Raw genomic sequence first — 13,124 nt, 5'->3', positions numbered from 1 at the left:
TCTTGAAGGGGCCGGCGCGGCGGGTGCGCGCATGCCAAAAGGGGGGCCCGGCCGTCAGCCCAGGTGGACGTTCGCACCTGCGACCTGGAAGTTCATGACGGGTGCGCTGGGCTCGTTGAACGACACGCCCAGCGCAATCTGCCCGGTGCCATGCAGGATGCAGGCATCGCGGCGCAGCCGCACCGGCGCGTCGCTGCCGTCAAAGCGCACCCAGGTGCCGAAGCTGCTCATGTCGGTCAGCAGGAACCCGCTGTTGCGCCAGTCGATGCGGGCATGCAGGCGCGACACGCGGGGGTCGTTGATGCACAGCTGGGCGTGGTTGGCGCGCCCCACATGCACCGGTGCGTCCGACGAGCTGAAGGACATGTCCACCCCGTGCCACGAGAACTGGATCTGCCCCAGGATGGAATCGGCGGGCGCGAAGCTGCTGACCAGGGCGGCCTGCATGGTGAGCGAGTCGGGCGCTTCGTCCTCGCGCCATTCGACCTGGTAGAGCATGAGCGATTCGGCCTTGCCGCGGATCTCCATCATGCCGAGCTTGCGGTACCAGACGTCGGGCGCGGCACCTGCGAGCAGCACCGTGGTCTCGGTGGCCCAGATCTCGGCCGGGCCGGCACGCTCGCACAGGCGGGACGCGACGTTGACGGCGTCGCCATAGCAGTCGCCATCCACGTCGATCACTTCGCCGCTGGCCACGCCCACCCGGATGTCCATGCGCAGGGGCTGGGGCCAGCGTCCTAGCCGCAGCTTGTGCTGGCGCAGCATGGTGGCCATGGCGGACACGCCGCCGGCCGCATCGCCGAACACGCCCAGCACGCCATCGCCCAGCGTCTTGACCACCCGCCCGCCGTGGGTCTCGATGGTGCCGCTGATCCACTGCGTGACCTGCGTCACCGCCTCGGCAGCCCGCTCGTTGCCCAAAGCTTCGTACAGCGCCGCACTGCCCGATATGTCCGCGAAGACCATCGTTGAGAGCACACTCATGAACGCTGGCCTATTAGTAACATCATGTGAATCAGTTTAGACCAAGCTCCCTGGCGGCGCACACACAAAACCGTCAAGAATCGTTGCGCCAGGCGGCCAAGCTTCGTACCGGGCAGGTTTGCCGGCCCGCAAGCAGGACGGCGACCCGAACTGCGTAAAAGTTGGCAACAAATCCGCTTGATTTGTTGTCTTTCTGCAAAAACAGGAGCAACACCCTTGCGCCGATGCGAGCTCCCGCTTAATTTGGCCGGCCCTGTTACAAAAACCCTGCCTCACTTTCCCCACCATGCGCTGGAACAAGCCCAATGTCCGCAACAACCTGCACGACCTGCTCGGCCGTGACAAGCCGTCGTCCACGGCGTGGGTGCGCGACCAGGGCCTGGAGGACGTGCGCCGGGCCATGCTGCAAAGCCTGATGGGCACGACCGGGTGCGAAGTCGCCCGGATGAGCATGCGCCTGCGCTATGCCGCGGACATCGAGGCGCTGTGGTACCTGCGCATCGATCTGTTCAAGACCCTGCTGCTGCTGCGCGGCGACGTCAGCGCGCAGCGCACCATCGACGAGCTCACCCTGCTGTTCCAGGGCCAGCTGCCGCGCTCGCCGCGCCCGCCGCAGGCACCCCATCTGCCCCCCATGCACTGAGCGCCGCGCTGGCACCCAGCCCACCATGGGCAGCGTCAGCTCTGGTGCCCCCAGTAGATGAGCGCGTCGCGCTCTTCCACCGACAACGACACCGTGGCGCCCACGGGCAGCAGGACCTTGGTCTCGACATGGCCGAACGGCAGGTTGGTCAGCACCGGCGCCTTGATCTGCGTGCGCAGCCAGGCCACCACCGACTGCAGCTTGTAGCCCTTGTCGTGGGGCGCGAGCTTGAAGTTGGTGAACTGCCCCAGCACCACGGCTTTTTGCCGGGCCAGCACCCCGGCGTGCAGCAGCTGGGTGAGCATGCGCTCGATGCGGTAGGGGTGCTCGTGCACGTCTTCAATGAACAGCACGCCGCCCTTGATGGCCGGCAGGTACGGCGTGCCCACCAGCGAGGCCAGCACGGCCAGGTTGCCGCCCCACAGCGTGGCGCTTTTCACGTACACGTTGGGCACTGCGGGCTTGCCGGTGGTGGCGTTGGGCTTTTCGTTGTTCATGCGCCAGCCCGTGCCTTCGCCGTGGCCGGTGAGCAGGTCGTCGAAACAGGCTTCCATGATGTCGTCCGGCTCGCCCGCCACGCCGAAGTCGGCGCCCAGCGACGGGCCCGCCCACGAGGTAGCGCCTGTCTTGGCCAGCAGCGCCATCTGGAACGCCGTGAAGTCGCTGACGCCCACGAAGCGCATGCCGCCCGCGATGGCCTTGGCCACCGCCTTGTAGCGAATGCCCGGCAGGATGCGCGACAGGCCATAGCCGCCGCGCGAGATCAGCGCCACATCGGCGCCGCTGGCCGCCGCGCGGTGGATGGCGGCCAGGCGCGTGTCGTCGTCGCCCGCAAAGCGGGTGTGCGTGGCCAGCGCGTCCACGTCCACCTCCACCTCGTGGCCCAGGGCCTTCAGGCGGGCGATGCCGCGCTTGAAGGCGGCCTTGTCGCGCACCGCGCTGGAGGGCGAGTAGATGTAGATGTGCTGGGGGCCGTGGTCGTGGCTGCACTCGGAATGGTCGTGATCGTGGTGGTGATCGTGTGCGTGGTCGTGCAAAGCGCTCAGGCCGTGAAGGGGCCTGCTCCGTCAAAAAGAGGGGTCGTGCGGGGCCAGGTCAGCCGGCAGAGCGGCCGGCCCCGGGAAACGAGAAGTATTCCACAGCCTGCCGGGCGATCGCGCCGCCCTGCTCCTGCACGAAGTGCCCGGCGTCTGGCAGCACCGTCGGCGCGGGGCAGCCGCGAATGTGGCGGTGCAGCCCGTGCATGGTGGCGGGTCTTAGCACCGGGTCCCGCGCGCCGATGACCATCAGGCTCTGGCCCTGCCACTGGTGCTGCCAGAAGTCACGCGCCTGGCGGGACAGCGCCGCGCCGGGCGCATCGGTGCGGTCCGGCACGCGCTCGGGGAACGCGCGCAGCGCGGCGCGGTAGCCCTTGTCCGGAAACGGCGCGTCGTACGCCGCGCATTCGGCGGCGGTCAGGTGCGGGTTGCCGCGTGCGAGCAGGCGCCCCACGCCGTACAGCGGCTTGTCGCGGCACATAGCGCGCCAGTCGACAAACCCGTCAGGCAGCGGCGCATCGCCCGTGGCCAGCACCGTGTTCATCACCAGCAGGCCCGCAAAACGGTCCGGGCAGGCCATGGGCAGGGTCAGCCCCAGAATGCCGCCCCAGTCCTGCACCACCAGCACCACGTTGCTCAGGTCAAGCCGCTCGACCAGCTCCAGCAGCACCTGGCGGTGCCACTCGAACTGGTGCACGGCCTCTTTCTTGGGCTTGTCGCTCTTGCCGAAGCCGATCAGGTCGGGCGCCACCACGCGGTCGCCCGCGGCCACAAACACCGGCAGCATGTGCCGGTACAGGTAGCTCCAGGCCGGATTGCCGTGCAGGCACAGCCAGGTGCGGGGCGCATCCGCCGGGCCTTCGTCCACGTAGTGCATGCGCAGGCCCGCCAGGGTAGGCAGGTCGCTGACGTACCGGGGTGCCCACGGGTAGCCCGGCAGATCGGCAAAGGCGGCATCGGGCGTGCGCAGCGCATCGTCGCGCAAAGGGTGGCGGGCCCGTGCATCGGCGCGCTGCTGGTTGCGCCGGGCGCCGAAGAAGCCGGTGAGCAGCGCGCTGCATTCGGCCGCCAACACCCCGCCGTGCACGCCGGTCTGGTGGTTGATGGCGGTGTGCGCAAACAGGTCCAGCACCGAGCCTGCCGCGCCGGTGCGGGGCTCGGTGGCGCCGTACACCACGCGCGCCAGGCGCGCATGCAGCATGGCACCGCTGCACATGGCGCAGGGCTCCAGCGTGACGTACAGCGTGCAGCCGTCGAGCCGGTAGTTGCCCAGGCGCTGCGCCGCAGCGCGCAGCGCCACGATCTCGGCGTGGGCCGTGGGGTCGTGGGACTGCACGGGGGCATTGCGGCCGGTGGCGATCACCTGGCCGTCCTTGACGACCACGGCGCCCACGGGCACCTCGCCCGCGGCCACAGCGGCCCGCGCCTCGGCCAGCGCCAGGCGCATGCCGTCTTCGTCGCTCGACACCACTGCCGCTGTCATGTCCGCATCACTTGTCGGCTTCAGGGAGGCTCTGGGCGCGCTGCTTCATGATGTCGTCGAGCTGCTGCTGGACTTGCTGCTGCACCTGCTGGCTTTGCTCGCGCACATTGCCCGTGGGGTTGATCACGGGCACCGATGCGCCCACGCCCGGGGCAGGCGCCTGCTGAACCGCCGCCGCTGGCGCGCGCGTGGCCGACAGCTGCTTCTTGGCCACGATGCCGACGATGGCCAGCACCACGACCAGCCCCACCAAACCGAACAATCCCCGCATGCCTGTGCTCCCTGTGCTGTGCAGGACTGCACTGTAAACCGGGACGGCCCGCTCCTTGCGCGCAGTGCGTGCGCCTGTGGGCCTCTCGGTACGTTTCAGCGCATGTCAGTGTGTCAGGGGCAGCGCCGCGCCCATCAGCCCGAAGAGCCCGCCGCAGGCACGGTTGAACTTTTTGCCGGTGCGCTGCAGCCAGGGGCGGATGCGGTGCGCGAGGCTCGCCAGGCCGAATTCGACCAGGCACTCGACCACCGCGAAGGTGCCCGCCATCACCACGAACTGCAGCCACAGGTCGCGCCCTGGCGCTATGAACTGCGGCAAGAAGGCGCCGTAGAACAGCAGCACCTTGGGGTTGGAAATGGCGGCCAGCAGGCCCTGGCGCCACAGCCTGGCGCCGGTGGCAGAGCGGGTGCCCGCGGCCGGGTCCATGGCCTCCGCCGCGGGCAGGACCTCCTGCAGTTGCATCGCCGGTGCCCGCCACAGCTGGATGCCCAGCCACACCAGGTAGGCACCACCCACCCACTTCATCGCCGTGAGCGCGTGGGCCGACGACTGCAGCAGCGCGCCGATGCCCAGCATGGACAGCCCGATCAGGCCCACAAACCCCACCGCCCCACCCGCGATGGTCCACAGCGTGCGCACGCGCCCGTGCAGCGCGCCATGGGCCAGCACCAGCAGGCTGTTGGGCCCCGGGGTCAACGACAGCCCGACGACCGCCAACAGGTAGACGAGCCAGATCTTCAAGTCCATCGCCGCACCATTCCATTCCTCTGAAACATGTGCGCAGTCTAGGTGGCGGTGGCCCGCTGCGGCGAATCCAATCTGGCTATTATCAATACTCAACTGGACACCACCATGCTGCCCGCCGACGCCAGCCCCCTCCCCCGCCCCGACGTGCGCCTGTTGCTGATGCCGCTGCCCGACTTCGCGCTGCTGCCCTTCGGCGCGTTTCTGGACAAGCTGCGCTTTTCGGCCGACGACGAGGACCGCAGCCGCCAGCGCTATTGCGCCTGGACGCTGATGGGCATCGACGGCGCGCCCGTGGTGTCCAGCAGCGGTGTGCAGGTGTCGGTGGACACCGCGGCCGACGCGGTGGACCTGGCGGCCTACGACTACCTGGTGGTGTTTGGCAGCCGCACGGTCCAAGCGTCGCTCGCGCATGTGCACACCCATGGGGCGGTGCTGCGCCGGGCCGCCGCGCGGGGCGTGCCGCTCGTGGCCATCGACAACGCCAGCTTTCTGCTGGCCGGGGCAGGTTTGCTCACAGGCCGCCGGGTGGCGCTGCACTGGCGCCATGTGGCCGAGTTTCGCCATGCCTTTCCGCGCATCGCGGTGGCCAGCGAGCAGATCTATTTCTTTGACCGCGACCGCATCACCTGTGCGGGCGGCACGGCGGCCATCGACATGGCGGTGGAACTGCTGTCACGCCACTGCGGCCGGGAGCGCGCCTTCAAGGGGCTGGCCGACATGCTGGTGGACGGGCCCCGCCACCAGGGGCATGCTTTGCAATCGATGGAAGGCGGCGGGCCGGACCTGGGCCGCCACGTGGCGCGCGCGGTGGCGCTGATGCGCAGCTCCCTGGCCGACGGCCTGACCGTGGCCGGGATCGCCGAGCGCATCGGCATCGGCCGCCGGCAGCTGGACCGGCTGTTCACGGAGCGTTTCGGCCACAGCGCGCACGACCACTGGACCACGATGCGCATGGAGCACGCCCACTGGCGCGTGACCCATTCGCACCACAGCCTCTCGGCCATCGCCGACGAGGTGGGTTTGGGCAACGCCAGCAGCCTGGCGCGCCTGTTCCGCCGCCACTACGGCACCAGCCCCGGCGCAGTGCGCGCTGGAGCGGGCAGGAAACTGATGCCGAAGGATCAGTTCAGCGCTACGCGGTTGCCGTCCTTGTAGGTGTACAGCGTCACGGCAGGCGTGGTCAGCTCGCCCTTGGCGGTGAAAGCGATGTTGGCGGTCACGCCCTTGTACTCGGTCTTGCCGATGAAGGGGATGTACACCTTGGGGTCCACCGAGTTGGCGCGCTTCATCGCGTCGGCCAGCACCATGGCGGCGTCGTAGGCGTAGGGGCTGTAGATCTGGAACTGGCCGGGGAACTTGGCGTCGTAGCGCTTCTTCCAGTCGGCGCCGCCCTGCATCTTGTCGACGGACGCTCCGCCCGTGGCGCAGGTCACGTTCTTGAGCGCTGGGCTCTTGCCCGACAGCTCGGGCAGCTTTTCGGTGCACAGCGCGTCGCCGCCGAAGAACTTGACCTGCCCCAAGCCCAGTTGCTCCATCTGGCGCAACATGGGGCCGGCCTGCGCATCCAGGCCGCCGTAGAAGATCGCGTCGGGCTTCTTGTTCTTGATGGAGGTGAGGATGGCCATGAAGTCGGTGGACTTGTCGTTGGTGAACTCCTCGCCCACTACCTTCAGGCCCTTTTGCAGCGCCGTGGCCTTGAACACCGAGGCCACGCCCTGGCCGTACGCGGTGCGGTCGTCGATGATGGCCACGCTCTTGAGCTTCAAGTGGTCGGCCGAGAAGATCGCCAGCGCTGCGCCCAGCGCGTTGTCGTTGGCGATCAGGCGGTAGGTGGTCTTGTAGCCGGGCTTGGTCAGGTCCGGGTTGGTGGCGGCCGCCGTGATGTGCGGCACGCCGCACTTGTCGTAGATGGCGGCTGCAGGGATGGAGGTGCCCGACTGCAGGTGGCCCACCACGCCCGCCACCTTCTGGTCGCACAGCTTTTGCGCCACGGCGGTGGCCTGGCGCGGGTCGCCCGCGTCGTCTTCGGCCGCCAGCTCGAACTTGATCTTCTTGCCGCCGATGACCAGGTTCTGCGCGTTCAGGTCGTCGATGGCCAGGCGCACGCCGTTTTCGGTGTCCTTGCCGATGTGGGCGATGCCGCCCGACACGGGGCCTGCGTGGGCGATCTTGACGGCCTGGACGTCCTGGGCAAAAGCCGCCTGGGCAGCGGCAGCGCAGACTGCGGCGATGGTCAGTGGCACGAAGGGGCGGGAAGCACGGCGAAACACGTTGGAAGTCTCCGGAAATAAATCAATGGCAAAGGGTCTGGCCCAACGCCATGCACCACCTTGGGGCACAGCGCGGCCCCGCATCCTAGCCACACGAGCCCCTGTTGACGCGTAAATGCTATGTAAACATAGCAACTTGGCGGGTCATTAAGCTGGCTAATAGTGGCAACGCCGCACTCGGACCTGCGCATCCGGATGCCCCACACCGCTGCATGGCTGGGATAATCACGCCCCATGTCCCTCCTGCCCCACCAGCTTGAACTGCTCTCGCCCGCGCGAGACGCCGACATCGGCATCGAAGCCGTCAACCACGGCGCCGACGCCGTCTACATCGGCGGCCCCGCCTTCGGCGCACGCGCCGGCGCGGGCAACGACATCCGGGACATCGAGCGCCTGGTCCAGCACGCGCACCGGTTCAACAGCCGCATCTTCATCACCCTGAACACCATCCTGCGCGACGACGAACTCGAAGCCGCGCGCCGCATGGCCTGGCAGGTGTACGAGGCCGGCGCCGATGCGCTCATCATCCAGGACATGGCCCTGCTGGCGATGGACGACATGCCGCCCATACAGCTGCACGCCAGCACCCAGACGGACATCCGCACGCCCGAGAAGGCGCGCTTTCTGCAGGACGCGGGCCTGTCGCAGATCGTGCTGGCGCGCGAGCTCACGGTGCAGCAGATCGCCGCAGTGCACAAGGCGCTGGGGCCGGTGGATGCGCCGGGGCGCGCCAACATCGAGTTCTTCATCCACGGCGCGCTCTGCGTGGCCTACAGCGGCCAGTGCAACATCAGCCATGCGCAGACCGGCCGCAGCGCCAACCGGGGCGACTGCAGCCAGGCCTGCCGCCTGCCCTACCAGGTGACCGACGCGCAGGGCCGCTTCATCGCGCACGACAAGCACGTGCTCTCCATGAAGGACAACAACCAGAGCGACAACCTGCGCGCGCTCATCGACGCCGGGGTGCGCAGCTTCAAGATCGAAGGACGCTACAAGGACATGGGCTACGTGAAGAACATCACCGCCCACTACCGCACGCTGATCGACGAGATCCTGCAAGAGCGCGAGAGTGCCGGCCGGCCGCTGTCGCGCTCTTCCAGCGGCGCCACCACCTTCACCTTCACGCCCGACCCGCTGCAGAACTTCAACCGCGAGTTCACCGACTACTTCGTGACCGGCCGCAAGGAAGACATCGGCGCATTCGACACCCCCAAGAACCCGGGCCAGGCCATCGGCTGGGTGACCAAGGTGGGGCCGGACTTCGTCGAGCTGGAGGTGAGCGACCCCGCCACCGTGCTGCACAACGGCGATGGCCTGTGCTACTACGACCTGCACAAGGAGCTGGTGGGCATGGCCATCAACGTGGCCGAGCCCGTGTCCGCGCGCAGCGTGGGCCAGTGGCGGGTGTACCCCAAGGACCCCATGGACGGCTTCAAGGATCTGCGCAAGGGCACCGAAGTCAACCGCAACCGCGACATGGACTGGGTGCGCACGCTGGAGAAAAAGTCCAGCGACCGCCGCATCGGCCTGTGGGCGCACCTGAGCGAAACGCCGGCCGGCTTCAGCCTGATGCTGACCGACGAAGACGGCAACGTGGGCTGTGCCGACGTAGAGCAGCCCCACCAGAGCGCCACCGACGCCGCCAAGGCCGAAGCCAGCCTGCGCGAGCAACTGGGCCGCTTCGGCGCCACCATCTTCGCGGTGCACGACATCGCGCTGCAGCTGTCCGAGCCCTGGTTCGTGCCCGCCTCCGTGCTCAACGCGCTGCGCCGCGATGCGCTGGCCGACCTGGAAGACTGCCGCGCGCGCAACTTTGCGCGCCTGCAGCGCGCTGTGCCGGTCGATCCACCCGTGCCCTACCCCGAAGACACGCTCTCGTTCCTGGGCAACGTGTTCAACCAGAAGGCGCACGACTTTTACGTGCGCCACGGCGTGAAGGTGATCGATGCGGCCTACGAGGCGCACGAGGAGGAAGGCGAAGTCAGCCTGATGATCACCAAGCACTGCGTGCGCTTTTCGATGAGCCTGTGCCCCAAGCAGGCCAAGGGCGTGACGGGCGTGCAGGGCACCATCAAGGCCGAGCCGCTGATGCTGATCAACGGCAAGGAAAAACTCACCCTGCGCTTTGACTGCAAGCCGTGCGAGATGCACGTGGTGGGCAAGATGAAGAAGTCGGTACTCAACCAGCACGCCAAGGAGACCGAGGCGCTGGCGGTGCCGTTGCAGTTCTACCGCGCGCGGCCCACAGGCAATTCGCTATCAAAATAGTAGCTGCTGGCGCTTTTCCATCAAGCGGTGAAGGCACTTTTCATTCAATAGTCGCAGGCCGTAACGCGCCTGCGGTCAGCCTGTGTTCAGCCTGCATCGGCCCCGCATCGAGCCTGAATGCAGCTTGAATACAGCCTGCGCCGAGCGCATAAGCTCATAGCCAACGATTCGACCCATGCGCACCGCCCCGGTGCAAGAATGGCCGCTGCCGCCCGCGCGCACCCCTGCCGCAGGCGCCCGTGTCAGCGTTTTCATTCCATCCAAAGGGAGACCCCTCCGCATGAAGATCGAAACCCTTGCCGTCCACGCAGGCTACTCGCCCGACCCCACCACCAAGGCCGTGGCCGTGCCCATCTACCAGACGGTGGCCTACGCCTTCGACAGCGCGCAGCACGGCGCGGACCTGTTCGATCTGAAGGTGCCGGGCAACATCTACACCCGCATCATGAACCCGACGACCGACGTGCTGGAAAAGCGCGTCGCGGCGCTCGAAGGCGGCATCGCGGCGCTGGCCGTGGCCTCGGGCATGGCGGCCATCACCTACGCGATCCAGACCATTGCCGAGGCGGGCGACAACATCGTGTCGGCCAGCACGCTCTACGGCGGCACCTACAACCTGTTTGCGCACACGCTGCCCCAGCAGGGCATCACCACGCGCTTTGCCGACCCGCGCGACCCGGCCAGCTTCGCGCAGCACATCGACGCACGCACCAAGGCGATCTTCATCGAGTCCATCGGCAACCCGCTGGGCAACGTGACCGACATCCGCGCGCTGGCCGATGTGGCCCATGCGCACGGCATTCCGCTGATCGTGGACAACACGGTGCCCAGCCCCTACCTGCTGCGCCCCATCGAGCACGGCGCCGACATCGTGGTGCACTCGCTCACCAAATACCTGGGCGGCCATGGCAACAGCGTGGGCGGCGCCATCGTGGACAGCGGCAAGTTCCCATGGGCCGAACACAAGGCCCGCTTTCCGCGCCTGAACGAGCCCGACGTGAGCTACCACGGCGTGGTCTACACCGAAGCCCTGGGCCCCGCCGCCTTCATCGGCCGCGCGCGCGTGGTGCCGCTGCGCAATACCGGCGCGGCGCTGGCACCGCTCAATGCCTTCTTGATCCTGCAAGGCATCGAGACCCTGGCCCTGCGCATGGACCGCATCTGCGACAACACGCTGGCGCTGGCGAAGTACCTGCAAAGCCACCCCAAGGTGGAATGGGTGCGCTACGCCGGCCTGCCGGACCACCCGGACCACGCGCTGGTGCAACGGCAGTCGGGCGGCAAGGCGTCCGGCATCCTGAGCTTCGGGCTCAAGAGCGCCGACGCCGACCCGCGGGCGGCCGGTGCGCGCTTCCTGGACGCGCTGCAACTCTTTACGCGCCTGGTGAACATCGGCGACGCGAAATCGCTGGCCACGCATCCCGCATCGACCACCCACCGCCAGCTCAACCCCGAAGAGCTGGCCAAGGCGGGTGTGAGCGAGAGCATGGTGCGCCTGTCCGTGGGCATCGAGCACATCGACGACCTGCAGGCAGACCTGGTGCAGGCTCTCGACGCCGTCTGACCGTTCGACCGTTCGACCGTTCGACCGCAGCCGATGCCAGTTGCGGGATACTGGCGGGATGGCCCCGCAGTCGCGGGGCGCCCTGCCCCTCTCATCGCCATGTTCCGCCTACCTTCTCTTGCACCGCTCACCCTCGGCCTGCTGACTCTGGCCGGCTGCAGTTCCTCACTGTTCACGCCGCCGCGCGGCGCGGATGTCACCGAGTCCCACGTCTCCAGTTTCCGCCAGCGCGAGGACGAACAACTGCTGCGGCAGCAGGTGTCGCCACCGCTCGACACGCCCTTGACGCTGCTGGAGGCGCCGCTGCCGCGCTACCCTTCTTTCCTGCTGAATGACACCTCGCCCCAAGCGCGCGGCGCTGTGACGGTATCGTTCGAGATCATGCCCAGCGGGCTGGTCGGCACCGTGCGCGTGGTGTCGAAAACGGGCGAAGATGCCCTGCACAAACCGGCGATCGATGCGGTGCGCCGCTGGAAGTTTGCGCCGCTGGTGCGCAACGGCGAGCCCGCCCGGCTGGTGCTGCAGCACACCTTCCGCATGGAACCCTGAGCGGGCCAGATGCCGCGGTAAAGGGACTCAAGCGTCACGCGCCAAGCGCAGCCCCGTGTACTGCCAGCGCGCCGTGGCCGGGAAGAAGTTGCGGTAGGTGCTGCGCGCATGCCCGGCAGGCGTGGCGCACGAGCTGCCGCGCAGCACGTACTGGTTGACCATGAACTTGCCGTTGTACTCGCCCACCGCGCCGTCGGCGGTGCGAAAGCCCGGGTAGGCGGCGTAGCTCGACTGCGTCCATTGCCAGGCGCTGCCGAAGAGTTGTTCCAGCGCTTGGCCGTCGTGGCCTCCGTGGCCTCCGTGGCCGTCATCGCCGTGCCCGTCAGCCACCGCGGCTTGCGCCGCATGTTCCCACTCGGCTTCGGTCGGCAGGCGTGCGCCCACCCAGCGGGCGTAGGCATCGGCTTCGTAGTACGACAGGTGCACCACAGGCAGGTCGCCCCGCAGCGGCTGCAGTCCTGCCAACGTGAACGCATGCCAGACGCCGCTGCCCAGTTGCTGCCAGTACAGGGGGTGGTCAAGCCCCTGGGCCACGCGCCAATCCCAGCCTTCGGCGAGCCAGTGGGCGGGGTTGTCGTAGCCGCCGCCTTCCACAAAGGCCAGCCATTCCGCGTTGGTCACCAGCCGCGAGGCCAGCGCATACGGCGCCAGGTAGGTGCGGTGGCGCGGGCATTCGTTGTCGAACGCAAAACCGTCGCCCCGGTGGCCGATGTCCACCAGTCCGCCGTCCAGCGTCAGCCAACCGAAGGGCTCGATGGCGGGCACCAGGGCCAGGTCGCCCGCCGAATCTGAAGTTGTGCCGTACGCCGGCCACGTGGAGTTGCACGACAGCAGGTGCTTGACGTCCGTCACCAGGAGCTCCTGGTGCTGCTGCTCGTGCTGCAGGCCCAACTCGATCAGCGCGCACAGCGCCGCGTCGTTCAGCACGGTGGGCAACAGGCGCGCCATGCGCTGGTCCACGTTGGCACGGTAGGCCCGCACGGCATCGAGCGACGGGCGGGTCAGCAGCCCGCGCTGCGCACGCGGGTGCTTGGCGCCCACGCCGTTGTAGTAGGAATTGAACAGCACGCGAAACGCGGGGTCGAAGGGCGTAAAGCCCGGCTCGTTCGGCTCCAGCACGAAGGTTTCGAAAAACCAGGTGGTGTGCGCCAGGTGCCATTTGGCCGGGCTGGCGTCGGGCATGGACTGCGCGCCGCAGTCCTCGGCCGACAGGGGCGCGACCAGGGCCACGCTGTGGTCCCGCACGGCGGCATAGCGCGAGAGCAGCGCGGTCAACGGGGGGCACACATCCATGTTGGTCATAGTCCA

At 68.0% G+C, this 13,124-nt stretch carries 12 protein-coding genes; 5 read left to right on the top strand and 7 right to left on the bottom strand.

Annotation, left to right across the window (positions count from 1 at the left end):
• Nucleotides 1–54 precede the first annotated feature (54 nt).
• Nucleotides 55–984: an adenylate/guanylate cyclase domain-containing protein gene (locus ACSQ3D_RS07195; RefSeq protein ID WP_200912474.1), complete on the bottom strand. Its 930-nt coding sequence runs from the start codon at nt 982–984 to the stop codon at nt 55–57.
• Nucleotides 985–1,270: 286 nt separating this feature from the next.
• Here ACSQ3D_RS07195 and ACSQ3D_RS07190 point away from each other — a divergent pair, with 286 nt between their 5' ends.
• Nucleotides 1,271–1,627 (top strand): hypothetical protein, encoded by a 357-nt coding sequence (locus ACSQ3D_RS07190; RefSeq protein ID WP_396505561.1) that lies wholly within the window; start codon nt 1,271–1,273, stop codon nt 1,625–1,627.
• 35 nt (nt 1,628–1,662) lie between these two features.
• On the opposite strand, the gene ACSQ3D_RS07185 is transcribed toward ACSQ3D_RS07190, so the two are convergent.
• From ACSQ3D_RS07185 to ACSQ3D_RS07170, 4 genes are all read right to left on the bottom strand, one after another.
• A complete protein-coding gene (locus ACSQ3D_RS07185; RefSeq protein ID WP_436126395.1) occupies nt 1,663–2,664 on the bottom strand; it encodes an LD-carboxypeptidase in 1,002 nt (333 codons plus the stop codon).
• A 58-nt stretch (nt 2,665–2,722) separates the two neighbouring features.
• Entirely contained in the window at nt 2,723–4,147 is a 1,425-nt protein-coding gene (tadA, locus tag ACSQ3D_RS07180) for a tRNA adenosine(34) deaminase TadA (protein WP_436126394.1), read from the bottom strand.
• 7 nt (nt 4,148–4,154) lie between these two features.
• Nucleotides 4,155–4,418, bottom strand: coding sequence for a hypothetical protein (locus ACSQ3D_RS07175; protein WP_436126393.1), 264 nt, complete (start codon nt 4,416–4,418; stop codon nt 4,155–4,157).
• A 105-nt stretch (nt 4,419–4,523) separates the two neighbouring features.
• Nucleotides 4,524–5,165 carry a LysE family translocator gene (locus ACSQ3D_RS07170; RefSeq protein ID WP_396505564.1) on the bottom strand — a complete coding sequence of 214 codons (642 nt, stop codon included), beginning with the start codon at nt 5,163–5,165 and terminating at the stop codon, nt 4,524–4,526.
• Nucleotides 5,166–5,270: 105 nt separating this feature from the next.
• Between ACSQ3D_RS07170 and ACSQ3D_RS07165 the strand changes: the two genes are divergently transcribed.
• Nucleotides 5,271–6,320 (top strand): GlxA family transcriptional regulator, encoded by a 1,050-nt coding sequence (locus ACSQ3D_RS07165; protein WP_436126392.1) that lies wholly within the window; start codon nt 5,271–5,273, stop codon nt 6,318–6,320.
• On the opposite strand, the gene ACSQ3D_RS07160 is transcribed toward ACSQ3D_RS07165, so the two are convergent.
• Nucleotides 6,287–7,435: a branched-chain amino acid ABC transporter substrate-binding protein gene (locus tag ACSQ3D_RS07160; protein ID WP_436126391.1), complete on the bottom strand. Its 1,149-nt coding sequence runs from the start codon at nt 7,433–7,435 to the stop codon at nt 6,287–6,289. The two genes, ACSQ3D_RS07165 and ACSQ3D_RS07160, sit on opposite strands and share 34 nt — an antisense overlap.
• A 234-nt stretch (nt 7,436–7,669) precedes the next feature.
• On the opposite strand from ACSQ3D_RS07160, the gene ACSQ3D_RS07155 reads away from it, so the two are divergent.
• From ACSQ3D_RS07155 to ACSQ3D_RS07145, 3 genes are all read left to right on the top strand, one after another.
• On the top strand, nt 7,670–9,703 hold the full coding sequence (locus ACSQ3D_RS07155) for a peptidase U32 family protein (RefSeq protein WP_436126390.1): 2,034 nt from the start codon (nt 7,670–7,672) through the stop codon (nt 9,701–9,703).
• 280 nt (nt 9,704–9,983) lie between these two features.
• Nucleotides 9,984–11,267, top strand: a complete 1,284-nt coding sequence (locus tag ACSQ3D_RS07150; RefSeq protein WP_056421236.1) for an O-acetylhomoserine aminocarboxypropyltransferase/cysteine synthase family protein — start codon at nt 9,984–9,986, stop codon at nt 11,265–11,267.
• Nucleotides 11,268–11,366: 99 nt separating this feature from the next.
• Nucleotides 11,367–11,816, top strand: coding sequence for an energy transducer TonB (locus ACSQ3D_RS07145; RefSeq protein WP_436126389.1), 450 nt, complete (start codon nt 11,367–11,369; stop codon nt 11,814–11,816).
• Nucleotides 11,817–11,843: 27 nt separating this feature from the next.
• Here ACSQ3D_RS07145 and egtB read toward each other — a convergent pair whose 3' ends face one another.
• Nucleotides 11,844–13,118 carry an ergothioneine biosynthesis protein EgtB gene (egtB, locus tag ACSQ3D_RS07140; protein ID WP_436126388.1) on the bottom strand — a complete coding sequence of 425 codons (1,275 nt, stop codon included), beginning with the start codon at nt 13,116–13,118 and terminating at the stop codon, nt 11,844–11,846.
• Nucleotides 13,119–13,124: the final 6 nt, after the last annotated feature.

The organism is Acidovorax sp. LjRoot117 (assembly GCF_964252695.1).
In the GTDB taxonomy this organism is placed as follows: domain Bacteria; phylum Pseudomonadota; class Gammaproteobacteria; order Burkholderiales; family Burkholderiaceae_C; genus Acidovorax.
The sequence above is the reverse complement of the archived record's forward strand: the minus strand, read 5'-3'. Positions and strand labels throughout refer to the sequence as shown.

Coding starts and splice junctions, on each gene's coding strand:
- ACSQ3D_RS07175 (WP_436126393.1), bottom strand. CDS start 4,418: ATGCGGGGATTGTTCGGTTTGGTGGGGCTGGTCGTGGTGCTGGCCATC.
- ACSQ3D_RS07165 (WP_436126392.1), top strand. CDS start 5,271: ATGCTGCCCGCCGACGCCAGCCCCCTCCCCCGCCCCGACGTGCGCCTG.
- ACSQ3D_RS07195 (WP_200912474.1), bottom strand. CDS start 984: ATGAGTGTGCTCTCAACGATGGTCTTCGCGGACATATCGGGCAGTGCG.
- ACSQ3D_RS07150 (WP_056421236.1), top strand. CDS start 9,984: ATGAAGATCGAAACCCTTGCCGTCCACGCAGGCTACTCGCCCGACCCC.
- tadA (WP_436126394.1), bottom strand. CDS start 4,147: ATGACAGCGGCAGTGGTGTCGAGCGACGAAGACGGCATGCGCCTGGCG.
- ACSQ3D_RS07145 (WP_436126389.1), top strand. CDS start 11,367: ATGTTCCGCCTACCTTCTCTTGCACCGCTCACCCTCGGCCTGCTGACT.
- ACSQ3D_RS07190 (WP_396505561.1), top strand. CDS start 1,271: ATGCGCTGGAACAAGCCCAATGTCCGCAACAACCTGCACGACCTGCTC.
- egtB (WP_436126388.1), bottom strand. CDS start 13,118: ATGACCAACATGGATGTGTGCCCCCCGTTGACCGCGCTGCTCTCGCGC.
- ACSQ3D_RS07155 (WP_436126390.1), top strand. CDS start 7,670: ATGTCCCTCCTGCCCCACCAGCTTGAACTGCTCTCGCCCGCGCGAGAC.
- ACSQ3D_RS07170 (WP_396505564.1), bottom strand. CDS start 5,165: ATGGACTTGAAGATCTGGCTCGTCTACCTGTTGGCGGTCGTCGGGCTG.